Consider the following 23393-nt stretch of genomic DNA (forward strand, 5'->3'; position numbering starts at 1 on the left):
GCCGGATAGCCCTTTGGCGGCGGGCGTGGGATGAAATTCGGGGCCGTCGGGTTCCGCTATGTTGTCGCAAATCGCGACGGCGGCTGAGATTCAAGAGACGGGTTTTTCAGCTCAGGCCAACGATGTGGCCTGAGCTGATTCGGGCACTCCGCGCCTGTTGTCGGAATCAGGCCGTCACGTCGATCTTATTGCGCTCGGCCAACATCACCGTTTCCGTCTCCCGCGTCATCCGCTCGCCTTTACTCCACAACTGGGAAGAGAAGAAGCCGTTCAGGGTTTCAGCGTTTGGCACCGAGCCTTTCTTCAAGAACAGGGCGCCCAGATCGATGGTGTTGGCGAAGTTTTCCTTGTTCAGGTTGTACCCGCCCACGTAGCTGCCACCCCATACGGAGTCAGCGGCCACCAGGTCGATGGAGGCGTCGCGGTAACTGCTCGCTGCCGATTTCAGCGAACTGGAAGCATTCAGCAGATTGTTCAGCCGGTTCATATCGGAAGAACTGAGCTGGCCTGAACTGTTGAGGGCTTTGAGGCTTCCATCCGCCTGAATGGTGAAGCCAAATTTTTTGTCGGCGAGATCCGGATAGGCGTGGGCCAACGCTGACTGGAACTCTTCGAAGGAGTATTTCAGCGATTGATGGGCATTTTTGTGCCGCTCGGCAACCTGCGGGAAGTCAGGTGACTGGGATCGGCCGATCCAGGTCTCGATCGATTCCATGGCCGGGCTGGGTGCCGGGGTTTCATCGCCTGGATGGTAAATCGCTGCCGGATTGATGTTGACCGCTGTTTTCTGCAGGTCTTCACTCAGCGTTTTCGCGGTCAGTGGTTGGCTGGACTGGCTGAGCTGAGCGGCCGATGGCTGGATCAAGGCAGCATTTAAAGAAATTGCCATGTCGTCATTCCCTTAACGTTTGGTGTAGGCAGGTTATCGACACAAAGCGCGATAACTTGAACACCGATGACCACCCGTCGAGACGACGAGCAACCGGGTTGCGCCCTTGAGCCCCCCACTTTTGGGGAATAGAATTTTCAGGCTCGGTGGTGAAATGACGGAGCATTTCCCCTGCTATACATCTGGCGTAAGGGAGGTTGCGATGTTCCTTTCAACCCTGGAAATTCAAAGCATCATCGAACACAGTTTTCTACCCGCCGTCTGCACCTGCAACATGGAAGCGGACCAGTCCATGACGATCCGGGTCTGTGACTGCATGACGGGCAAAGTGGACCTGATCGCCACCCACGTTCCGGTGTGGACACTGGACAGTCCCCATGCCATCGCCACGCTGGTGGCGGACATGCGCCAGGAAATCGAGGCGCACAAGAGCATTCATCCCACCTATTCCATCTGAACCGGCGACAAGCCGCACCGTTGAAGGCCGGTGCGGCTCGCGTCAGGCAATCAGGCTGCTATTTTCCGGGAAATCTCGTCGAACGTGTTGCTATCGACGGCGGCCAGCAGCTTTTTGTCGTCTTTCAGCGTTGCCAGAAAGGTCACTTCGGTTTCTTTTCCGGCCAGCATGAAACCGGCAATCGCGCCGATGGGCCCCAGCAGCATGGCGCCGGCGACGCCAAAGCCGATGGCGTCCTTGATGTTGTTGATCGACTCTTCGTTGGCGACTTCCACGCTTTTGAACGAGGAGAGTGGCAGGGTGATGCCGGGCCACGGGTGAAGCGACGTTCTCAAGGTGAAAACGCCGTCTCTGTACTCTCCGTCACCCTGCAGAAAGTCCCCCGCCAGGACAGTGATGTTTGCCATTTCGTTATCCCCTGAACGGCAATTGGTGAACAACCATTTCGCCCTCGCACGGGACTGTCGTCAATCGTCGGGCGATGAGCTGTCCCGGTTAAGGCATCTATGCTTGTCTCAGACTGCAACAACTGTCGCGATATTAGACGCACGCGCTCTCGATCAAGCATGGCCAATCGCATTCAACTTCACGCAAACGCTTGATAAAAAAGGTAATCGGCAAGCTGGCACGCTCCGTGTATTGCTCATCGCAGACGTTTCTCTTGCCTCCGTCTGCGGTGCGCCGCCGGCGGCAGAAACCATAAAAACGATAAGCCACAAAAATAAGAAAGCACCGTGCGAGGTTCGACGTTGATGAAGAGAAAACTCCGATCAGGCCTGAGCGTCAGTCTGCTGGCCGTGGCCGCGTGTGTGGCGCTGCATTCGCCTGACAGCCTGGCAGCCCGCGACGCCCAGACCATCCTCAAGGAAACCTGTCAGGGCTGTCACACCCCTGAAGCCGAAAACACCCTGAGCCGCATCAGCCACCAGCGCAAGACCCCGGAAGGCTGGCTGATGAGCATCGCCCGGATGCAGACCATGCACGGTTTGCAGATCAGCGATGACGACCGCCGTACCCTGGTCAAATACCTGGCCGACACCCAGGGCCTGGCGCCGAGCGAGACGGACGGCGTGCGTTACGCGCTGGAGCGTCGACTCAATACCGTCGAGAAGTTCGACGACCAGACCAGCCAGATGTGCGGTCGCTGCCACTCCGGTGCGCGGGTCGCCTTGCAACGGCGTCCGGCCCAGGAATGGGAGCGCCTGGTGAACTTCCACCTCGGTCAATGGCCGTCCCTCGAATACCAGGCGTTGGCCCGTGACCGCGACTGGTTCGACATTGCCCGCAAAGACATGGTGCCGCTGTTGGCCAAGCGTTATCCGCTGGACAACCCGGCCTGGAAAAAATGGCTGAGCGCAGCACCCAAAGCCGAAGCGTTTGCCGGTGACTGGAGCTTCAGCGGCCACTTGCCGGGCAAAGGTGAACTGGCCGGGGTGATGAGCGTGACCGCCGCTGGCGACGACACCTTCAAGGTCAGCGTCAAAGGCCAATACGCCGACGGTACGCCGTTCAATGGCGATGGCAGCGCGATTCTCTACACCGGCTACGAATGGCGCGGCAACGTGACCATCGACGGCGTGACCATGCGCCAGGTGTTCGCCGCCCAAGGCAATGCGATGCAAGGCCGGATGTTCGAGGCCGAGCACGATGAACGGGGTCTGGACTTCGTCGCGGCCAAGCAAGGCAGCAGTCGTTTGCTCGCGGTGCAGCCGGGTTACCTCAAGGCCGGCAGCGTGTCAGAAGTGACCCTGGTCGGCAGCGGTCTCAGCGGTAAGCCGAACTTCGGCAAAGGCGTGGAAGTGGTCGAAGTGCTGGAGCAAAGTCCGCAGCGTATGCGCGTCAAGCTCAAGGCAGCCGCCAATGCCCAACCGGGGCTGCGCAACGTCACCGTCGGCACGCTGAAAGGCCCGACCCTGTCGGTCTACAGCAAAATCGCCGAAGTCAAAGTCGTGCCCGAGTTCTCGGTGGCGCGGATCGGCGAGGGCGGTGGTTCGACGCCGAAAGTCCAGGGCCGTTTTGACGCCGAAGCCTGGGGCAAGGGCGCTGACGGCAAACCGTATCGCATCGGCGTGTTCCCGGCGCAATGGAAAGTCGAAGCCTTCGACGACCGCGCCAAGGAAGACGAAGACGTCAAGTTCGCCGGCACCATGCAGGCTGACAGCGGCGTGTTCACACCGGGCGATGCCGGGCCGAACCCGCAACGCAAAATGTCCACCAACAATGCCGGCAACCTCAAGGTGATCGCCGCCGTCGACGACGCAGGGAAATCCCTGACCGGCGAGGGCCACATGATCGTCACCGTGCAACGCTGGAACAATCCACCCATTCCATGAGTTGGCTGACCGTTAACCGTTTCAGACACTTTTTGGAATGACCGCAGGCCTCGTGAAGGAGGTCTGCACAGGAGGTTGCAATGGGCGCTATTTTGAATCTGGTCGAGCGGAATCTGCACGAAGTGCACGTCGACGCCGACCGCATGCTGTTCCACATTCCCAGCAGTTCGCTGTTCGCCAGCGATGAGCTGACGGGCACCATCATCGACACCTTGCGCGGTCCAGGCTGTTCGTCGGACGACCTGATCCAGCGCCTGGCCGCACGTTTCAACGGCGAAGAAATCACCGAGACCCTGCGCGAACTGATCTCGCTGGAACTGGTCAGCGACGGCTCGCCGCTGACCCCGGACATCGGCACCAAACGGGTCGAGCGCACCGCGATCAATACCGTGGTGCTCAACGTCAACACCGGCTGCAACCTGAGCTGCACCTACTGCTACAAGGAAGACCTCGACAAGCCGTCGGCGGGCAAGAAAATGGACGTTGAAACGGCCATCGCTTCAGTGGAAATGCTGCTGCGCGAATCCCCGGATGAAGAGCGTTTCACCGTGGTGTTCTTCGGCGGCGAACCCCTGAGCAATCGCAAGCTGATCGAGTACATGGTCGATTACTGCGAGAAGCGTTTCCGCGAGGCCGGCAAGTTCGTCGAGTTCGTGATGACCACCAACGCCACGCTGCTCACCGAAGAAACCGTGGACTACCTCAACGCCCACCGTTTCGGGCTCTCCGTCAGTATCGACGGGCCGAAAACCGTACACGACCGCAACCGCATCACCGTGGGCGGGCAGGGCACGTACGACGTGGTGCGGCGCAAGGCCGAGATGCTGCTGTCGCGCTACAACAGCCGTCCGGTTGGCGCGCGAGTGACGTTGACCACCGGCGTTACCGACGTCGAAACCATCTGGGATCACTTGTTCAACGAGCTGGGGTTTGCCGAAGTCGGCTTTGCTCCGGTGACTTCCGGCGACATCAGCAGCTTCAACCTCACCAGTGATGAACTGGTGCAGGTGTTCGCCAACATGAAGGCGCTCGGTCGGCGTTATCTGGAAGCGGCGCTGGAGCACCGCAACATCGGCTTCTCCAACCTTCACCAGTTGATCACCGACATCCACGAAGGCCACAAAAAAGCCCTGCCGTGTGGCGCGGGCCTGAAGATGCTGGCGGTGGATCACAAGGGTGAACTGAACCTGTGCCACCGTTTTACCGGCTCGTCCTTGCCGACCTTCGGCAACGTGCACAGCGGGGTGAAACAGGTGGAGTTGAACGACTTCCTGTCCCAACGCCTCGACCGTACCAACACCGGCTGCGAAGACTGCCAGATCCGCAACCTCTGCTCCGGTGGCTGCTACCACGAGAGTTACGCCCGTTACGGCGACCCGACCCACCCGACCTATCACTACTGCGAACTGATGCGTGACTGGGTCGACTTCGGCATCGAGGTCTACACCCGGATCATGGCCAACAACCCTGCGTTTATCAGCAGCTACATCACTCCGCGCAAGGCTCACTGATATGAAACATCTCAAGGCAATCAATAACAAAGCGTTGAAACTCGATGAAGCCGCGGCCGAGAACCGCATCGAAGAAGTGGTGGCGATGAGCTCTGTCGCGGGCTGCGCCTCGACCACAGACCCGGGCTGGGAAATCGATGCGTTTGGCGGTGTGTCGTCGCTGTGCCAGCCGATGGAAGCCGACCTTTATGGCTGCTCCGACCCTTGCTGGTGGCCAGCCCAGGTGCCGGACATGATGAGCACCTACCCGGACTGGAACAAGGATGCCCAGGCGTCCAACGACGACTGGCGCAACCTTGGCACTGTCTTCCCTAAAGACAAGTGATCGGACAGACAAGAAGGATTCCAGCATGCCTAGCATCAAAGCCTGCGGCCTGGCCGCGTTTGCCGTCCTGAGCACCTGTTCGCTCACTGTTCTGGCCGATGAAAACACTGCTCTGCAAGACGGTCACGAGTACATGTTGACCACCAATTACCCGAACAACCTGCACGTGATCGACCTGGCCACGGACACGCTGTTCAAGACCTGCAAGATGCCCGATGCCTTTGGTCCGGGCACCGTCCAGTTGTCGCCGGACCGCAAGACCGCTTACGTGCTGAACAATCACTACGCGGATGTCTATGGCGTCGAGCTGGACAGCTGCAAACAGGTGTTCCACGCCAGCATCACCCAAAAGCCGGGGGAGAAAGCGAAGTCGATGTTCGCCTTCACCCTCAGTCATGACGGCAAGGAGCTGTTCACCGTTGCCAACCCGACGTTGATGCTCAATGACCGCTATGAAGTTCAGCAGCCACGACTGGATGTCTACGCCACCGACGCCGGCATGGATGCCAAACCCGTGCGCAGCTTCCCGGCGCCACGGCAGCTGACCATCATGCAGAGTGGCGACGACGGCACGCTGTATGTGGCCGGGGCGGACGTCTACAAGGTCGATGTGAAAACCGGAAAATTCGACGTACTGATCCCCAGTCGTCACTGGAAACGGGCGAACTACAGCGCACCGGACGTGCTCTACGTGTGGAACCAGCAGACCTATCGCCATGACTTCTCGCTGCTCTACACCGCGGCAAAGTTCAAGGACAAGAAGCAGGATCCGTTGACCGCCGAGTACCTGTACGGGCTGTTCAGCATCGACCTGAAAACCGGCAAGACCGAAACCACCGACTTCGGCCCGCTGACGGAAATCTACTTCAGCGGCATGCGCTCGCCGAAGGACCCGAACCTGATGTTCGGCGTGCTCAATCGCCTGGCGAAGTACGACATCAAGGAAAAGAAAATGCTCCAGGCGGCGACGCTGGATCATTCCTACTACTGCATTTCCTTCAACAAGGACGGCAGCAAGATCTACCTGGCGGGGACGTTTAACGATGTGGCGATTTTTGATGCCGACAGCCTGAAACAGGTGGGCAGCATCAAGTTGCCGGGTGGGGATATGGCGATTACCACGGCGCAGATTTTCGTCCGGTAATCGCGGCGTTTGAAAGGACGTCTTCGCGGGCAAGCCTCGCTCCTACAAGGAATCACCGAAACCTGTAGGAGCGAGGCTTGCCCGCGAAGAGGCCATGGAAAACGCTAGAGAACTTACTGCCCCGGCACCGGGCAACTCAAATCCCCCTCCTGGCACTTCAAGTAAGTTTTGAAAGCCTCCACCCGAGCCTTGGTCAGGTCGGTGATGCAATTGCTGTAAATCAACGGATAAACACTCCCGCCCTCAACCCCGGACGCCGAAAACCTGCACTCGGCATCCCGGAACCCGATCCACGCCCGTTGCGCGCCAATCAACTGCTTCTTGCTCTCGGGGCTGTCCTTCAAGCGCGCGGTGATCTGCTGGTAAAGCGCATTCAACTCCTTGTCCGCGGCCTTGTTCTGCTGCGCCGCGCATTGATTCATCGTGGCCTGGTCGGTGGCGTTGTCGCAATCGACGGCATGGGCAACGGTGGTGAACAGCAACGGCGTCAGCGCCAGGAGCACGCGTGGGTTCATGGGAAACTCGCTGTGACAGGAAAAGAAGAGGTGCAGTGTAGCGAAGCCTCATTCACTTGCGGTGTCAGCGCCTGAAGCCTTGAGCAATTGATCCGCGCAAGCCTCGATGTCTTCGCGTAGGTACAACTTCGCCAGCCAACGTTCGGGAATGGCCTGGACACCGTAGAAAGCGCCGGCCAACTGACCAACGATGGCGGCGGTGGTATCGGCGTCATCGCCCAGGTTGGCGGCCGTCAGGATGGCGGCTTCGAAGCTGTCGGTGCGATGAAAACACCACAGCGCGGCTTCGAGGGAGGCCACGCAATAACCGCTGCCACGGATAGCGCTTTCAGGTTTGTCGAAGTAATCGCCGCGGGCGATGGCGGCGACTTTTGGCTCCAGGAAGGTCGTGGCCGGCAAGCGGAGTAAATCCGCTTTGGCCGCGCCCTGTAACGCGTTACTTGTCAGCTCGGCGAACAACTGGCAGCACTCAACGGCTTCAGGCACGGCGTGTGTCGTACGGGAACTGTGAGCGGAGAACTCGCTGATCCGGTTACGGTCGGGAAAATAGTACAAAACCACCGGCACCAGCCGCATCAACGAACCGTTCCCTGCCGTATAGGGATCGGTTGAGCCCGCGAAGGGTTCGCCGGTTTGCTGATACCGGGCCAAAGCCTCGCTCACCGTCATGCCGATGTCGAAGCATTCCCCGGTCGAACTCATGTAACCCTGTTGCCACCAATTGAGGTAGCGCCCCATCTGGTCGGCGGCATCGAAGCCGTTTTTGCTCAGCAGGCTTTCGGCCAGGCACAACGCCATTGAGGTGTCATCGGTCCATTGCCCGGGTTTCAGGTTGAAAGGGCCGCCGCCCACCATGTCGGTCAGGGGCCTGAACGAGCCGCGTGGCTGAAACTCGACCGTGGTGCCGACGGCATCACCGCAGGCCAGGCCCAGCAGGGCGCCGCGATAACGTTCCGTGAGTGAGGGCTGCATGAATCTTCCTTGTCCGGTCAATGTCGTCCCTGCAAACGGTAGCAGCTCCCGCCCGATGACTCTTGTTCTCAGCGCCGAACTTTGGCCCGGATGTGCGGCCGAATATTTCAGGCAGGTTGATTGAGAGGCCCGATTGGTACAACTTTAGGGTTGGACTTGTGGTCACACAGGCCTACTGTTCAGTACAGGAGGTGACTTATGAACCCAGCATCAGATCGCATCGAAAGGAAGATCCTGCTTAAAGCCCCGCGCTCGCAGGTCTGGCGTGTGCTGGCCCATGCCGAAGCGTTCGGGCAATGGTTTGGCGTGGCATTGGAAGGCAAGCGTTTTGTCGCCGGCGAGTGGACTCAGGGGCAGGTCACGTACCCCGGTTATGAGCACGTTTTGTGGAATGTGCTGGTGGAGCGGGTCGAGCCGGAGCGAGTGTTTTCGTTTCGCTGGCACCCCTACGCGGTGCGCGCGGATGTCGACTATTCCCAGGAACCCACCACGCTGGTGAAGTTCGAACTGGAGGACCACCCTGAAGGTACGTTGCTCAAGGTCTCCGAGTCCGGTTTCGATCACATCCCCCAGACACGCCGAGAAAAGGCTTTCCGCATGGACAGCAGGGGCTGGGAGGAACAGATGAACAACATTGAACAGTTTTTGGCTGAAACCACCAAAGCCCGGGTGAGACAGGAAGAATGATCACCATGGCGCAGGCGTTGCCCGTCGTAGCTCCGCTGCAGGCCGCGAAACTCGCGGCTTGAGCGCTCGATACCTGAGGCGTCTAAGGGTTTTCGGAAGGGCTGGTATAGCGAATGTCTTACACGCGATGGTAGCTATGTCGTCTATTGCACATTGGATCCGATGCGTAATCTAGCCACATCAACTGAAGCACAGGAAGCGCTTCAGGATCACGGATGATCGACCATCAGCAAGGATTCGCTACCGACAGGGAGTCGACAATGGTCTTGGGAAAAACCCGCCTCTGGCGGGTTTTTTTTCGCCCGTAGAAAAGTGATTCAGCCATTACGGACATCTACTGTAGGAGCCGGCTTGCTGGCGATGGCGTGCGTTCAGGCGATAAATCTGTTGACTGACCCACCGCCATCGCCAGCAAGCCGGCTCCTACAATTCATCCCCGTCGTACACAGAGTATGAGCGAACCTGAACCCACATTGATTACCTACAAGCCGAGATTTGCCGCGGCCCGTTCAGTGATCAGCGTCCGCTGCTGCAACGATGGCGCCGTACGCCGATGAGCCTCTGCCAAAACACTCTGAGGCGCTGATTCCGGGCTGCCAGATTCAAACGGCGGCGCCGGCGCGTACTCCAGCTGCAACTGCACCAATTGCGCCGTGTCCTTATCAAACAATTCAGCCGCCAGGGTCAGGGCAAAGTCGATCCCGGCGGTGATCCCGCCACCGGTCAGCAGATTGCCATCGCGCACCACCCGATCCTTCACCGGGATTGCACCCAACGGTCCAAGCAACTCGTGATACGCCCAGTGAGTCGTGGCGCGCTTACCCTTGAGCAAACCTGCCGCGCCGAGTACCAGCGCGCCGGTGCACACCGAAGTGACATACCGCGCATTGGCCGCCTGCGCCTTGATGAACGCCAACGTCTGCTCATCCTCCATCAATGGCCCGACACCGCTGCCGCCGGGTACGCAGATCACATCCAGCGCCGGGCAATCATCGAAAGTGGTGGTGGGCTTGAGCACCAGGCCGGTGCTCGCGGTGACCGGCATCAGGTCTTTCCAGATCAAATGCACCTTCACGTCCGGCAGCGAGGCGAGCACGTCGTAAGGGCCGGTCAGGTCCAGTTGCTGAACCTGCGGGAACAACAGAAAACCGATCTGCAACGTCATGGTGTTTTTCTCGTGAAGTGGGTGGACGGCTTCACTGTAGGCTCGTAGGATTTGGCGTATACGCCAATTACCCCACGAATTACGCCAAGTATGCCCAAGTCTATTCATGTGCTCGCCTTCACCAACGTGCAACTGCTCGACGTCACCGGGCCGCTGCAGGTGTTCGCCTCGGCCAATGACATTGCCCGCCAGAAAGGCTGGCCGCCGCCTTACGCGCCGACGGTGATTGCCAGCGGCGGCGGGGCGGTGATGTCGTCGGCGGGCTTGGCGCTGGTGGCCGAGCCGTTGCCCGGGCAGGGCAGCGACACCCTGATCATTGCCGGCGGTTGGGGCGTTTATGCGGCGGCGGAGGATGAGGCGCTGGTGGCTTGGGTGCGTGAGCATGCGGCGGGGTGTCGGCGGGTGTCATCGGTGTGCACCGGGGCGTTTTTGCTGGCGGCCAGCGGTTGGCTCGATGGCCGGCGGGTGGTCACTCACTGGACCCGTTGCGAGCAGTTGGCGCAAAAACACCCGCGCTTGCGTGTCGAACCCAATCCCATCTTTATCAATGACGGCCCGGTCTGGACCTCGGCCGGGGTCACTGCCGGTATCGACCTCGCGCTGGCCATGGTCGAAGAGGACCTCGGTCGCACCATGGCGCTGGAAGTGGCGCAGCAATTGGTGGTGTTTTTGAAGCGTCCGGGCGGTCAATCACAGTTCAGCGTGACCCTGTCGTTGCAAAAGGAAGGCAACCGTTTCGACGATCTTCACGCCTGGATCAGCGAAAACCTCACCATGGACCTGGGCGTTCCGACCCTCGCCTTGCAGGCTGGCATGAGCGAACGCAGCTTCGTCCGTCACTACCGCGCCGACACCGGCCAGACGCCTGCACGGGCCATCGAACTGATTCGGGTCGAGACGGCGCGGCGGTTACTCAGCGATACCGGCGTGCCGATCAAACGGGTCGCGGTGCAGTGCGGGTTTGGCAGCGAAGAGACGTTGCGGCGCAGTTTCCTGCGCGCCATGGGCGTGACGCCGCAAGCGTATCGCGAGCGGTTTTCAGTGAGTTCCGAGGCAGATCAGACTTCCGTTTCCATGACCTGATTGAAGTACTTCGCCCGATCCGGCGTAAACGTCACCACCATCCCGGTTCGCGAGCAGGTCAACGCCCGCTCTTCAGCCAGGTCAACGTCCAGGTCTTCCCCGCGCAAACCTTGCCACTGGGCGAGGTACTTGAGGGATCCGTACTTTTCGAGTTTCTTCAGGCTGCGGCTGACGCCACCTTTCCAGCCCAGCACCGGCAGTTCACCGGCCAGGCATTGTTGGGCCATTTCGGGAAAACGGGCGGCGCGTTGGCGGCCGATTTCCCAGCATTTGATCAGGCCTTTGTCGGGGCCTTCCCACAGTTCATCGCGGTTCAGGCCGGATCGGAGTGGGGTGTCGATGCTGCGGTAGATGCGCTGGCTCATTCAGGTTCCTTGAATTCGGGTTTTGTTGGACAGCTCCGCTGTACCCGTTGAGGAGGGATGTTAGGTGGGGATGTAATGATCGGCAACAAACGATTTTTCGGGGGCGGTGCGGTTTTGTTTAGTGCTTGTAGGTGTGTGGGCCACAGAGCCTTAGTGTTTTAGCAGGCGGACCGAGTTAACGTTCATCGCCAGCAAGCCGGCTCCTACAGTGGACCGAGTCCTTCCAGAAGAAACGCGATCAACTGTAGAAGCCGGCTTGCTGGCGATAGGGCCTTCACATTCAACCAACATTTCGCCGCTTCCACCTTAAGCGGCCATATGGCAACTTGCAGGCCCTTGTCGAGAGCCGAGCCATGGCCAACCCCTACCGCGAACTGTTCAAAGCCCCGGGCAGCCGAGCCTTTGTGCTGGCCGGGATGATCGCGCGCATGCCGATTTCCATGACCGGCATCGGCCTGATCACCATGCTCTCGCAGCTGCAAGGCGGCTACGGATTGGCCGGTGCGGTGGCGGCGACATTTGCCTTGGCCACGGCGTTTTGCGCGCCGCAGGTTTCGCGGCTGGTGGACCGTTTCGGGCAGCGTCGGATCTTGCCGGTGTCGGCACTGATCGGTGGCGGCGCGTTGTTGCTGGTGTTGTTGTGCACGCGTTTGCAGGCGCCGCAATGGACGCTGTTTGTGTTCGCCGCGCTGGCCGGTTGCATGCCGAGCATGTCGGCGATGGTGCGGGCGCGCTGGACCGAGGTCTATCGCGGCCAGCCGCAACTGCAAACCGCGTACGCCCTGGAGTCGGTGCTCGACGAAGTCTGTTTTATTGTCGGGCCGCCGCTGTCGGTGGGCTTGTGCGTGGTGGTGTTCCCCGAAGCAGGGCCATTGGCGGCACTGCTGATGCTGGCGATTGGCGTCACGGCGTTCGTCCTGCAACGGGACACCGAACCGGCGATACATCCCCATGAAGAACACCATCAGGGCTCGATCATTCGTTCCAGCGAGATTCAGCTGCTGATGCTGTTGATGGTCGCCATGGGCACCATTGTCGGCGTGGTGGATGTGGTCAGCGTGGCCTTCGCCCAGCATCAAGGGCAACCGGCGGCGGCGAGCATTGTGTTGTCGGTGTATGCCATCGGTTCATGCCTGGCCGGTTTGGCGTTCGGCGCGTTGCGCTCGAAAGTGCCGCTGCCGCGACTGTTTCTGTACGGCGGGGTGGCGACGGCGGTGACTACGTTGCCGTTGCTGCTGGCGACCAATATTGTCGGGTTGGCGCTGGCCGTGTTCGTCGCGGGTCTGTCTTTTGCGCCGACGCTGATTGTCGCCATGGCGTTGGTGGAACGCATCGTGCCGCCGGCCAAACTCACCGAAGGCCTGACCTGGCTGGTGACGGGGATGAGCATTGGCGTGGCGATTGGCGCGGCCAGCTCGGGTTGGCTGGTGGATGCGTTTGGCGCGCGCAGCGGGTTTTGGGTGGCGATTGCGGCGGGGGCGGTGGTGCTTGGTTCCGCAGTCCCAACCTATCGCCACCTTAGGTAAGTATTCATTCAGTGACTTCTCGCTGTCTTCTTCGCGGGCAAGTCGGATCGCCGCCCGCTCGCTCCTACAGGCTTCAGTGCGTCCTGTAGGAGCGAGGCTTGCCCGCGAAGGCGTCATCACCGTCGACTAATTCCCTGCAGACCTCATCCGTTCTCTTTACAGACAACTTTTCGAGGTAAGCCCGGTGACCCAGCTGACATTGCTGTGCCTGCCCTATTCAGGCGCGAGCGCCATGGTTTACAGCCGCTGGCGGCGCAAACTGCCGGAGTGGCTCAAGCTGCAGCCGGTGGAACTGCCGGGCCGTGGCGCGCGGTTCGGCGAACCGTTGCACACCGACATGCGGCGCCTGGCGCTGCAACTCGCCCAGGAACAGAAAGCCACGCTCAAGGCGCCGTACGCGCTGTTCGGCCACAGTCTCGGTGCGTTGCTGGCCTGTGAAATGGCCCATGCCTTGCGCTCGCTGGGTTGCCCGGAACCGGTGGCGCTGTTCGCCTCGGGCACCGCTGCACCGACGATGCGGGCTGATTACGATCAGGGTTTCGCCGATCCGAAAACCGATGCCGAGCTGATCGAGCAACTGCGCACCCTCAATGGCACCAGCGAAGAAGTGCTGGCCAATGAAGAGCTGATGAACCTGACACTGCCGATCCTGCGCGCGGATTTCCTGCTGTGTGGCCGTTTCGAGCCGATCCAGCGTCCGTTGCTGAAATGCCCGGTGCACGTGCTCGGCGGCAAAGAGGATCGCGCAACCACCGAACAGCTGATCGGCTGGAGCAAGGAAACCCACGGCAGCTTTTCCGTGGACATGCTGGCCGGCGGTCACTTCTTCATCCATGAGCACGAAGCCAAGGTGCTGCGCGTGATCAAGGACCAGCTCGACGTCCACCATCGCCGGCACGCCATGGCCGCGACTGCCTAATACAATCTCAAGATCACCTATCCCCCTGTGGGAGCGAGCCTGCTCGCGATTGCGGTGGTTCATTCAACATCAATGTTGAATGATGGACAGCAATCGCGAGCAGGCTCGCTCCCACAATGATTTTTGGCGGTCCACAGACCTCGATCCACCTCCCCGCTGACACTTATTCTCATTCGCTAATTTTTCCGGTCTGCATTCGTTTTATAGGGACGACGTGCCTTTGTGCTTCCCGCCACTGATCCGGATGCTTAGAAATGAATGCTGATGACTCCTTGAAACTTGCTCGCCGGTTTATCGGGTTGCCCCTGGAAAAGCGCCAGATGTTCCTTGCGGCCTTGCAAAAGGAAGGCATTGATTTCGCCCGGTTCCCCATTCCTGCCGGCGTCGAGGCCGAGGATCGCCAGGCGCTGTCGTATGCCCAGCAACGCATGTGGTTTCTGTGGCAACTGGACGCGCAAAGTGGCGCCTACAACCTGCCGGGCGCGGTGCGTTTGACCGGTGCGTTGAGCCTGTCGGCGCTGGAACAAGCCTTCGTCAGCCTCGTGGAGCGTCACGAAACCCTGCGCACGGTGTTCCAGCGCCAGGCCGACGACACCTTGCTGCAAGTACCGGCCAGCGCGCCGCTGATCATCAAACACGTGGACTTCAGCGCCTTGCCGGAAACGGAGCGCGAACGTGCCGTCGCCCAAGCGGCCGAACAGCAGTCGGTGCTGCCCTTCGATTTGTCCATCGGCCCGCTGCTGCGGGTGACCTTGCTCAAACTCGCCGAGCAGGAACACGTCCTGCTGCTGACCCTGCACCACATCGTTTCCGACGGCTGGTCGATGAACGTGCTGATCGACGAATTCATCCGCTGCTACGACGCCTTCGAGGCCGGTGCACAACCGCAACTCGCGCCGCTGCCGATCCAGTACAGCGACTACGCCTTGTGGCAACGCCGCTGGCTGGAGGCGGGCGAGCAGGCGCGCCAACTCGATTACTGGCAAGCGCAACTCGGCGATGAGCACCCGGTGCTGGAGTTGCCGACTGACCACTCGCGCCCGGCGATGCCGAGCTATCGCGGCACCCGTTATGAATTCGCCGTCGACACGCAACTGGCCGAGCAACTGCGCGCCACCGCGCAGAAACACAACATCACCCTGTTCATGCTGTTGCTCGGGGCGTTCAACGCGTTGCTGCATCGCTACACCGGACAGACCGACATCCGTGTCGGCGTGCCGATTGCCAACCGCAATCGAGCGGAAATCGAAGGCCTGATCGGCTTCTTCGTCAACACCCAGGTGCTGCGCACCCAGCTCGATGGCCACACCCGCGTTGACGATCTGCTGCGCGCCATCAAGGAGGCCGCGCTCGGTGCCCAGGCCCATCAGGATTTGCCGTTCGAGCGTCTGGTCGAAGCGCTGAAACTGGAGCGCAGCCTCAGCCACACGCCGCTGTTCCAGGTGATGTACAACCACCAGCCGCAGGTCGCGGACATGTCCAGCATCAGCACCGCGTCCGGCCTGGTGCTGGGCGCGATCGAGTGGGAAGGGCGCACCACGCAGTTCGACCTGACCCTCGACACCTATGAAAAGGGCGGCAAGCTGCACGCCGCGCTGACCTACGCCAGCGACCTGTTCGACGCACCGACCATCACGCGCATGGCGCAGCACTGGACGCGGCTGTTGCAGGCGATGGTGATCGACACACATCAGCGGGTCGGCGAGCTGCCGATGCTGGCGGCGGATGAACAACAGGTGCTGGTGCATGACTGGAACCGCACCGCCGAAACCTATCCCGTCGAGCAATGCATTCATGAACTGATCCACGCTCAGGCCCTGCGCACACCCGAGGCGCCGGCGCTGGTGTTTGGCGACCGTCAGCTGACTTATGCACAGCTCAATGCGCGCACCAATCAGTTGGCGCATTACCTGCGCGAGCAGGGTGTCGGTCCCGATGTGCTGGTGGGGATTGCCGTCGAGCGTTCGCTGGAAATGGTCATTGGCCTGTTGGCGATTCTCAAGGCCGGCGGCGCTTACGTGCCGCTCGATCCGGAATACCCGGCGGAACGCCTGGCCTACATGATCGAAGACAGTGCGGTTGCTGTATTGCTGACCCAGAGCGCCCTGGCTGGAACGCTGCCGACCGGGGGCATCAAGGTCATCGCACTGGATCAGAACGAGGACTGGCTGGCCGGTTACAGCGAAAATTGCCCGCAGGTGTCGGTGAATCCGCTGAACCTGGCCTATGTGATTTACACCTCCGGTTCCACCGGCAAACCCAAGGGCGCCGGCAACAGCCATGCGGCGCTGGTCAACCGTTTGTGCTGGATGCAACAGGCGTACGGGCTGGACGGCAGCGACTCGGTGTTGCAGAAAACCCCGTTCAGCTTCGACGTGTCGGTCTGGGAATTTTTCTGGCCGCTGATGACCGGTGCCCGTCTGGTGGTGGCGCCGCCAGGTGCGCACCGCGAACCGGCGCGGTTGATCGGCCTCATCGGCGAGTTCGGCATCAGCACCTTGCACTTCGTGCCGTCGATGCTTCAGGCGTTTATCCACGAGCCGGGCGTTGAAGCCTGCACCAGCCTCAAGCGCATCGCGTGCAGCGGTGAAGCCCTGCCGCTGGATGCCCAGCTTCAAGTGTTCGCCAAGCTGCCGGGCGCCGGATTGTTCAATCTGTACGGTCCGACCGAAGCGGCCATCGACGTGACCCACTGGACGTGCGTTGACGAGGGGGCCGACAGCGTGCCCATCGGCCGGCCGATTGCCAACCTGCGCACCCACGTTCTGGACGCGCAGTTGCTGCCGGTGCCGGCGGGCGTGGCGGGGGAGTTGTACTTGGGCGGCGCCGGCCTGGCGCGCAGTTATCATCGGCGTCCGGGGCTGACGGCCGAGCGATTTGTGCCGTGCCCGTTCCATGACGGCGCGCGCCTGTACCGCACCGGCGACCGCGTGCGCCAGCGTGCCGACGGGGTGATCGAGTACCTCGGTCGCCTCGACCATCAAGTGAAACTGCGCGGCCTGCGTATCGAGCTGGGGGAAATCGAAACCCGCTTGATGCAGCATCCGCTGGTGCGCGAGGCGGTGGTCCTGGTGCAGGGCGGCAAACATCTGGTGGCGTACCTGGTGCTGGAAAACGCCGAGGCGCAGTGGCCGGAAACCCTCAAGGGCTGGCTGCTCAATAGCCTGCCGGAATACATGGTGCCCACTTACCTGATGCCGCTGGATGCGTTGCCAGTTACCGCCAACGGCAAACTGGACCGCAAGGCCCTGCCGCAACCGGACGCGGCGCCGCAACAGGCGTTCGTCGCGCCGCAAGATGCGATGCAGATGGCATTGGCGCAGATCTGGCAGGACGTCCTGGGCCTGGAACGTGTGGGCCTCGAAGACAACTTCTTCGAACTGGGCGGTGACTCGATCATCTCCATTCAAGTGGTCAGCCGCGCCCGTCAGGCCGGCATCCGTCTCAGCCCGCGCGACCTGTTTCAGTACCAGACCGTGCGCAGCCTGGCGCTGGTGGCGGCATTCGACAGCCGCAGTGCCATCGACCAAGGACCGGTCAGCGGCGAAGTGCTGCTGACCCCGGCGCAACACTACTTCTTCGAACAGGCCATCGCGCAACCGCAACACTGGAACCAGTCCTTGCTGTTGACGCCGCGCGAAGCGCTGAGCCCGCAAGCACTGGAAGCCGCGCTGGTGACGGTAATCAACCATCACGATGCCTTGCGCCTGCGGTTTACCGCGAGTGTCGATGGCTGGCAGCAGTCTCATGGACCACAGGTCGAAACGGCCGGATTGTGGCAGCGTCACGCGGCGTCGACCGAGGCGTTGACGGCCCTGTGCGACGAAGCGCAACGCAGCCTCGATCTGGCCGAAGGGCCGTTGCTGCGCGCGATGCTGGTCAGTCTCGACGATGGCTCGCAACGCCTGCTGCTGGCGGTCCACCATCTGGCGGTGGACGGTGTGTCCTGGCGGGTGCTGCTCGAAGACCTCCAGCAGGCCTATGCGCAATTGGCGGGTGGCAGCGCCGCGACGTTGCCGGACAAAACCAGCGCTTATCAACACTGGGCCAGACACCTGCAAGCGCATGCCCACACGCTGTATCAACAACTGCCTTACTGGCAGGCACAACACACCGATGCCTGCGACCTGCCGTGTGAAAATCCGCTGGGCAGCTTGCAGCATCGCCATGGCCAAAAAATCGAATCGAAGCTCGACGCCGGGTTGACGCGGCAGTTGTTGCAAACGGCGCCGGCGGCCTATCGCACTCAGGTCAACGACCTCCTGCTGACCGCGCTGGCCCGGGTGATCTGCCGCTGGACCGGGCACAACTCGACGCTGATCCAGCTCGAAGGCCATGGCCGTGAAGATCTGTTCGACGACCTCGACCTGACGCGCACCGTGGGCTGGTTCACCAGCCTGTTCCCGGTACGCCTGCAACCTCACGCGCAAACGGCAAACACGATCAAGGCGATCAAGGAACAACTGCGCGCCATCCCCGACAAAGGCCTGGGATATGGCCTGCTGCGTTACCTCGGCGAACCGGCCCAGCGTGAAGCGTTGCAAGGGTTACCGGCGCCACGGATCACCTTCAACTACCTCGGCCAGTTCGACCGCCAGTTCGATGAAGACGCACTGTTTGTACCCGCAGCGGAAAGCGGCGGTCAGGCCCAGGGTGACGATGCACCGCTGGCCAACTGGCTGACGCTGGAAAGCCAGGTCTATGGCGGTCAGCTCTCGCTGCAATGGGGGTTCAGTCGCGACATGTTCGCCGACGGCACCGTTCAAAAACTGGCCGACGCCTACACCGAAGAACTCACTGCGCTGATCGAACACTGCTGCGCCACGCCAGCGGGGCAGGTCACGCCGTCAGACTTCCCGTTGGCACGGATCAATCAGGCGCAGCTGGACGCCTTGCCCGTCGCCGCCCCGGCCATCGAAGACATTTATCCGTTGACGCCGATGCAGCAGGGCATGCTGTTCCACACCTTGTATGAGCCGCAGGCCGAGGCCTACATCAACCAACTGCGCCTGGATATCCAGGGGCTGGAACTGGCGGCCTTCGGTCGGGCGTGGCAGGCGGCGATCAACCGTCACGACATTCTGCGCAGCAGCTTCCACTGGTTGGGCCTGGAAGCTGCGCATCAGGTGATTCATCGCCAGATCGACCTGCAATTGCAGGTGATCGAAGCGGCCGATATCGACCTCGATGCACTGGCCGCCGAGGAGCGCAGCCGTGGTTTCGAACTCAGTGCCGCGCCGCTGTTCCGCCTGATGCTGGTGCGCCAGAGCAGCGACGCCTGGCACCTGATCTACACCAGTCATCACATCCTCATGGACGGCTGGAGCAACGCGCAGTTGCTCGGCGAGGTAATTCAGCATTACGCCGGGCAGGCACTGGCCAAACCTTTGGGGCAATACCGCGACTACCTGGGCTGGATTCAGCAGCAGCCACCGGCGGGGGGTGAACAGTTCTGGAAGCAGGCGCTGGCCGCGCTCGAAACCCCAACCTTGCTGGCGCACGCCTTGCCGACGCCGGTCGAAGGGCGCGGCATGGGCGAGCATCACCTGACGCTCGAAAGCGCCGCGATGCAGCGTCTGGCAGAGTTTGCCCGGCAGCAGAAAATCACCCTCAACACCTTGTTGCAGGGCGCGTGGGGTCTGCTGTTGCAGCGCTATACCGGTCAATCGTGCGTGGCGTTTGGCGCGACGATTGCCGGGCGATCCGCACCGTTGCCGGGCATCGAGCAACAGTTGGGCCTGTTCATCAACACCTTGCCGATCATTGCCACGCCGTCGTCCGCGCAACCGGTCAGCCAATGGCTCAATGAGTTGCAAGCGCTGAACCTGAGCCTGCGTGAGTTCGAGCATGTGCCGCTCTACGACATTCAGGGCTGGGCCGGGCAGCAGGGCAACGCGCTGTTCGACAGCTTGCTGGTGTTCGAAAACTTCCCGGTGGCCGAAGCGCTGAAGCAAGGTGCACCGGCGGGACTGACCTTCGGCGCATTGCGCAATCACGAAATCACCAGCTACCCGCTGACCCTCGGCATCGAAGTCGGCGCCAGCCTGCGTCTGGAATTCAGTTTCGACCGGGCCTTGTTCAGCGCTGCGCAGATCGAGCGTTTGAGTGCGAACCTGCTGCATGTGCTGGAGCAGTTTGTTGCGCAGCCGCAGCAAGTGCTGGGCGCCGTCAGTCTGTTGGATGCGAAGCAAAAAGCACAGGTACTGCTGGGATCGCGTCCCGCCGCGCCGCTGCTGGACAGTCCGCTGTTGGCGCATCAGCGTTTCGAGCAGCAAGCGGCCCGCACGCCCGATGCGTGGGCCGTGATCGTCGGCGACGAGCGACTGACTTATGCACAGCTCAACGCCCAGGCCAACCAGCTCGCCCATCGCCTGCGCGAACACGGTGTGGCGCCGGGACAACGGGTCGGCCTGTCGGTGCGGCGCAATGCGCAGATGATCGTCAGCCTCATGGCCATCCTCAAGTCCGGTGCCGGTTACGTGCCGCTGGACCCGGACTACCCGGCCGAACGCCTGGCCTACATGATCGAAGACAGCGGCATGGACCTGCTGCTGGCGCAACCGGAGCTGCTGACCGATGTCGCGCTGCCCGAAGGCTTGCCGCGCCTGGCGCTGACGACGGCGTCGCTGGCCGGCTATTCCACGGCCAACCCGGTCAACCTCGCTTGTGCCGAAGACCTCGCGTACCTGATTTACACCTCCGGTTCCACCGGGCGGCCGAAAGGCGTGTGCCTGGCCCACGCCGCGCTGCGCGAGTTTTGCGTGATTGCGGCGGACTATTCGCAACTCAGCGCCGACGACCGCGTGCTGCAATTCGCCACGTTCAGCTTCGACGGCTTTGTCGAGCAGTGCTACCCGCCACTGTGCGTGGGCGCGGCGCTGGTGTTGCGCGGCGATGAGCTGTGGGACACCGACACCTTGTACCGACAGATCATCGAACAGGGCGTGACCCTGGCGGACTTGCCAGCGGCCTATTGGTATTTGCTTGCCCAGGAATGGGCCGCGCAGCCTCAGCGCGACAAAGGTCGGTTGCGGCAGGTTCATGTCGGTGGCGAAGCCATGTCGCTGGAAGGCTTGAAGCTCTGGCATGCCGCCGGTCTCGGCGACGTACGTCTGCTCAACACCTACGGGCCGACCGAAGCCACGGTGGTTTCCAGCACCCACCTGTGCACCTTGGCCGATACGCAAAACCTGATCGGCGTGCCGATTGGCCGCGCCTTGCCCGGTCGGGCGTTGTACGTGCTGGACACCGAGGGCCATCTGCTGCCAACCGGTTGCGTGGGCGAGTTGTGCATCGGCGGTGATGCCGGCATTGCCCAGCACTATCACCAGCGTCCGGGTTTGAGTGCCGAACGCTTTATCGCCGATCCGTTTTCCACCACGCCGGGTGCACGCTTGTACCGCAGCGGCGACCTGGCGCGGTATCGCGAGGACGGCGCGCTGGAGTACCTGGGACGCATCGATCATCAGGTGAAAATTCGCGGTTTCCGCGTTGAACTCGGTGAACTGGAAGCGCACCTGCAAGGCTTGCCGATGATCAGCGAAGCCGCAGTGCTGGTGCACGAAAGTGTCGGTGGCAAGCAACTGATCGGTTATGTCGTGCCGGTGTTGCCGAACGCCGATTCCCGTCAACTCACTGAAACCGTGCGCCAGGCGTTGGGCGAGCGTCTGCCGGACTACATGCTCCCGGCACAACTGGTGGTGATGAGCGCATTGCCGCTCAACCGCAACGGCAAACTTGACCGTGCGGCGCTGCCGGCACCCGAAGTCTGGGAAGCCGTGGCCGGCACCGCACCGCAAGGTGAGCTGGAAATCGAGCTGGCGCAGATCTGGCAGCAGGTGTTGCAGGTTGCCCGTGTCGATCGCGAAAACAGCTTCTTCGAATTGGGCGGTCATTCGTTGCTGGCCACGCAAATCGTTTCGCAGATTCGTCAGCGTCTGGGGTTGTCAGTCAGTTTGCGCAGCCTGTTCGAACACCCGCGTCTGCAGGATTTCGCGGCTCAGGTGCAAGGCCTACGACACGCCGCCAATGTCTGCGAACGCCCGGTGCTGGTGGCGGACCACTCCGGCGAACGCCAGCCGTTGTCCTTTGCCCAGCAGCGGTTGTGGTTTCTGTGGAACCTTGAGCCCGACAGCTCGATGTACAACATGCCCGGCGCCTTGCGGTTGCGCGGCGCGTTGAACCTGTCGGCGTTGCAGCAAACCTTCGAAACCCTGGTGCAACGCCACGCCGTGTTGCGCACCACGTTCTATGAGGAAGACGGCCAGGCCTGGCAGCGGGTACACGCCGAACTGCCGCTGGATTTCGCCTTCAGCGATCTACGGCACTTGCCGGCCCCGGACGTCGAAGCCGCGCAGTTGGCCCGTGAAGAAGTCGCCCGGTCGTTCGATCTGCGCAACGGGCCATTGCTGCGGGTGCGGGTGTTGCAGGTTGCGGATCAGGAGCATGTGCTGCTGCTGACGGTGCACCACATCGCGGCGGATGACTGGTCGTTCCGGATTCTGATCAATGAATTCGTCACGCTGTACCCGACCCTCAACCGGGGTGGTGTCGCGCAGTTGCCGGAGCACAGCGTGCAATACGCAGACTTCGCCAAATGGCAGCGTCAGTGGCTGGAGCAGGGCGGCGAGCTGCAACGTCAGCTCGATTACTGGCAGGCGCGCCTCGGCCAGCCGCAAGCCGTGCTGGAGCTGCCGGGCGACGGCGATCAGCGTCAGGCGCAGGAGGGCGCCAGCCAACATTTCACCTTGAATTCGACCTTGAGTCAGCAGCTGCGCGACTTCGCCAAACAGCGTGGATTGTCGCTGTTCATGGTGCTATTGGCCGGCTTCACCCTGGTGTTGCGTCAGCGCACCGAGGTCAGTCGCGTGCGCATCGGCACCGATATCGCCAACCGAAATCAAGTTGAGCTTGAACAAATGGTCGGCTTCTTCGTTAACCAATTAGTGCTGCAAGTGGAGGTCGATGCCGACCAGGCTGCCGGGCAACTGTTGCAAGCCTGTCGCCGTGCGGTTCTGGAGGCTTCGGACCATCAGGACTTGCCGTTCGAGCGACTGGTGGAAGCGTTGCGCTTGCCGCGTCGGGCCGGGCGTTCGCCGTTGTTCGACATCAAGTTGATCTATCAGGAAGGCGTCGGTCGCTTGCCGTCCATGGACGGCTTGTTGGTCGAGGACTTCCCGTCGGGCCGGCAAGCTGCCGAGATCGGCATGGTCGCTGCGTTCTACAACGAGGCCGAACACATTCACCTGAGTTTCGAAACACCCGCCGGGCAGTACTTGCCGAGCACGCTGCAAAGCCTGTTCGAACAAATCGAGGCGGTACTGCAAGCGTTGTTGCGCGCCGACGAGCTGACGGTCAGCGATCTGCTGGAACTGGCCACCGAGGTGCAGCGCCGTGCCGATGCGCGATTGAACGAGCAGCGCAAGGCGTTGCTGGGCGGGCCCATGGCGATCAAGCGTCGTCGCGGCACGCCGGCAACGCAAGGCGCGGCGGACTGATTTAT

The 23393-nt window shown here is 61.5% G+C and carries 16 protein-coding genes; 10 read left to right on the plus strand and 6 right to left on the minus strand.

The features are described 5' to 3' along the window. Positions 1 to 166: 166 nt before the first annotated feature. The gene (locus tag IB245_RS23730; protein ID WP_192228860.1) at positions 167 to 889 is read right to left on the minus strand and encodes a hypothetical protein; all 723 of its coding nucleotides are present in this window, start codon (positions 887 to 889) and stop codon (positions 167 to 169) included. Positions 890 to 1091: 202 nt separating this feature from the next. On the opposite strand from IB245_RS23730, the gene IB245_RS23735 reads away from it, so the two are divergent. After that, positions 1092 to 1346, plus strand: a complete 255-nt coding sequence (locus IB245_RS23735) for a DUF1652 domain-containing protein (protein ID WP_008027970.1) — start codon at positions 1092 to 1094, stop codon at positions 1344 to 1346. Between the two features lie 50 nt (positions 1347 to 1396). Here IB245_RS23735 and IB245_RS23740 read toward each other — a convergent pair whose 3' ends face one another. Beyond that, complete coding sequence (locus IB245_RS23740; protein WP_008039921.1) at positions 1397 to 1753, minus strand: hypothetical protein; 357 nt, start codon at positions 1751 to 1753, stop codon at positions 1397 to 1399. Positions 1754 to 2098: 345 nt separating this feature from the next. Between IB245_RS23740 and peaA the strand changes: the two genes are divergently transcribed. The 4 genes from peaA to peaD all read left to right on the plus strand — a co-directional run bounded on the left by peaA (position 2099) and on the right by peaD (position 6659). Beyond that, positions 2099 to 3679, plus strand: a complete 1581-nt coding sequence (gene peaA, locus IB245_RS23745) for a quinohemoprotein amine dehydrogenase subunit alpha (protein WP_192228861.1) — start codon at positions 2099 to 2101, stop codon at positions 3677 to 3679. An 80-nt stretch (positions 3680 to 3759) separates the two neighbouring features. Continuing rightward, the gene (peaB, locus tag IB245_RS23750) at positions 3760 to 5190 is read left to right on the plus strand and encodes a quinohemoprotein amine dehydrogenase maturation protein (protein ID WP_008027964.1); all 1431 of its coding nucleotides are present in this window, start codon (positions 3760 to 3762) and stop codon (positions 5188 to 5190) included. A 1-nt stretch (position 5191) separates the two neighbouring features. Then, on the plus strand, positions 5192 to 5515 hold the full coding sequence (qhpC, locus tag IB245_RS23755) for a quinohemoprotein amine dehydrogenase subunit gamma (protein ID WP_192228862.1): 324 nt from the start codon (positions 5192 to 5194) through the stop codon (positions 5513 to 5515). A 25-nt stretch (positions 5516 to 5540) separates the two neighbouring features. Then, entirely contained in the window at positions 5541 to 6659 is a 1119-nt protein-coding gene (gene peaD / locus IB245_RS23760) for a quinohemoprotein amine dehydrogenase subunit beta (protein ID WP_008039931.1), read from the plus strand. Between the two features lie 113 nt (positions 6660 to 6772). Here peaD and IB245_RS23765 read toward each other — a convergent pair whose 3' ends face one another. Both IB245_RS23765 and IB245_RS23770 read right to left on the minus strand, forming a co-directional pair. Then, positions 6773 to 7174: a lysozyme inhibitor LprI family protein gene (locus IB245_RS23765; protein WP_192228863.1), complete on the minus strand. Its 402-nt coding sequence runs from the start codon at positions 7172 to 7174 to the stop codon at positions 6773 to 6775. 48 nt (positions 7175 to 7222) lie between these two features. Further along, positions 7223 to 8146: an ADP-ribosylglycohydrolase family protein gene (locus IB245_RS23770; RefSeq protein WP_192228864.1), complete on the minus strand. Its 924-nt coding sequence runs from the start codon at positions 8144 to 8146 to the stop codon at positions 7223 to 7225. 198 nt (positions 8147 to 8344) lie between these two features. On the opposite strand from IB245_RS23770, the gene IB245_RS23775 reads away from it, so the two are divergent. Beyond that, positions 8345 to 8833 (plus strand): SRPBCC family protein, encoded by a 489-nt coding sequence (locus IB245_RS23775; RefSeq protein WP_192228865.1) that lies wholly within the window; start codon positions 8345 to 8347, stop codon positions 8831 to 8833. Positions 8834 to 9314: 481 nt separating this feature from the next. On the opposite strand, the gene inhA is transcribed toward IB245_RS23775, so the two are convergent. Further along, positions 9315 to 9998 carry an isonitrile hydratase gene (gene inhA / locus IB245_RS23780; RefSeq protein ID WP_008027950.1) on the minus strand — a complete coding sequence of 228 codons (684 nt, stop codon included), beginning with the start codon at positions 9996 to 9998 and terminating at the stop codon, positions 9315 to 9317. Between the two features lie 90 nt (positions 9999 to 10088). Here inhA and IB245_RS23785 point away from each other — a divergent pair, with 90 nt between their 5' ends. Further along, entirely contained in the window at positions 10089 to 11081 is a 993-nt protein-coding gene (locus tag IB245_RS23785) for a GlxA family transcriptional regulator (protein WP_192228866.1), read from the plus strand. On the opposite strand, the gene IB245_RS23790 is transcribed toward IB245_RS23785, so the two are convergent. Next, the gene (locus tag IB245_RS23790) at positions 11057 to 11446 is read right to left on the minus strand and encodes a hypothetical protein (RefSeq protein ID WP_008027948.1); all 390 of its coding nucleotides are present in this window, start codon (positions 11444 to 11446) and stop codon (positions 11057 to 11059) included. The genes IB245_RS23785 and IB245_RS23790 overlap by 25 nt on opposite strands. Positions 11447 to 11799: 353 nt before the next feature. On the opposite strand from IB245_RS23790, the gene IB245_RS23795 reads away from it, so the two are divergent. The 3 genes from IB245_RS23795 (at position 11800) to IB245_RS23805 (ending at position 23388) form a co-directional block, all read left to right on the plus strand. After that, complete coding sequence (locus IB245_RS23795; protein WP_008039951.1) at positions 11800 to 12972, plus strand: MFS transporter; 1173 nt, start codon at positions 11800 to 11802, stop codon at positions 12970 to 12972. A gap of 184 nt (positions 12973 to 13156) precedes the next feature. Beyond that, a complete protein-coding gene (locus IB245_RS23800) occupies positions 13157 to 13891 on the plus strand; it encodes a thioesterase II family protein (protein WP_192228867.1) in 735 nt (244 codons plus the stop codon). Between the two features lie 254 nt (positions 13892 to 14145). Continuing rightward, positions 14146 to 23388, plus strand: a complete 9243-nt coding sequence (locus IB245_RS23805; RefSeq protein ID WP_192228868.1) for a non-ribosomal peptide synthetase — start codon at positions 14146 to 14148, stop codon at positions 23386 to 23388. Positions 23389 to 23393: the final 5 nt, after the last annotated feature.

Origin of the sequence: Pseudomonas sp. PDM02 (assembly GCF_014852285.1) — a bacterium.
GTDB classification, from domain to species: Bacteria; Pseudomonadota; Gammaproteobacteria; order Pseudomonadales; family Pseudomonadaceae; genus Aquipseudomonas; species Aquipseudomonas migulae.

What these genes read in the sequence shown, in the direction of transcription:
- IB245_RS23730 (WP_192228860.1), bottom strand. Translation starts at nt 889, where the DNA reads ATGGCAATTTCTTTAAATGCTGCCTTGATCCAGCCATCGGCCGCTCAG.
- IB245_RS23790 (WP_008027948.1), bottom strand. Translation starts at nt 11,446, where the DNA reads ATGAGCCAGCGCATCTACCGCAGCATCGACACCCCACTCCGATCCGGC.
- IB245_RS23765 (WP_192228863.1), bottom strand. Translation starts at nt 7,174, where the DNA reads ATGAACCCACGCGTGCTCCTGGCGCTGACGCCGTTGCTGTTCACCACC.
- peaB (WP_008027964.1), top strand. Translation starts at nt 3,760, where the DNA reads ATGGGCGCTATTTTGAATCTGGTCGAGCGGAATCTGCACGAAGTGCAC.
- IB245_RS23795 (WP_008039951.1), top strand. Translation starts at nt 11,800, where the DNA reads ATGGCCAACCCCTACCGCGAACTGTTCAAAGCCCCGGGCAGCCGAGCC.
- IB245_RS23785 (WP_192228866.1), top strand. Translation starts at nt 10,089, where the DNA reads ATGCCCAAGTCTATTCATGTGCTCGCCTTCACCAACGTGCAACTGCTC.
- inhA (WP_008027950.1), bottom strand. Translation starts at nt 9,998, where the DNA reads ATGACGTTGCAGATCGGTTTTCTGTTGTTCCCGCAGGTTCAGCAACTG.
- IB245_RS23735 (WP_008027970.1), top strand. Translation starts at nt 1,092, where the DNA reads ATGTTCCTTTCAACCCTGGAAATTCAAAGCATCATCGAACACAGTTTT.
- IB245_RS23775 (WP_192228865.1), top strand. Translation starts at nt 8,345, where the DNA reads ATGAACCCAGCATCAGATCGCATCGAAAGGAAGATCCTGCTTAAAGCC.
- peaD (WP_008039931.1), top strand. Translation starts at nt 5,541, where the DNA reads ATGCCTAGCATCAAAGCCTGCGGCCTGGCCGCGTTTGCCGTCCTGAGC.
- peaA (WP_192228861.1), top strand. Translation starts at nt 2,099, where the DNA reads ATGAAGAGAAAACTCCGATCAGGCCTGAGCGTCAGTCTGCTGGCCGTG.
- IB245_RS23740 (WP_008039921.1), bottom strand. Translation starts at nt 1,753, where the DNA reads ATGGCAAACATCACTGTCCTGGCGGGGGACTTTCTGCAGGGTGACGGA.
- IB245_RS23770 (WP_192228864.1), bottom strand. Translation starts at nt 8,146, where the DNA reads ATGCAGCCCTCACTCACGGAACGTTATCGCGGCGCCCTGCTGGGCCTG.
- IB245_RS23805 (WP_192228868.1), top strand. Translation starts at nt 14,146, where the DNA reads ATGAATGCTGATGACTCCTTGAAACTTGCTCGCCGGTTTATCGGGTTG.
- qhpC (WP_192228862.1), top strand. Translation starts at nt 5,192, where the DNA reads ATGAAACATCTCAAGGCAATCAATAACAAAGCGTTGAAACTCGATGAA.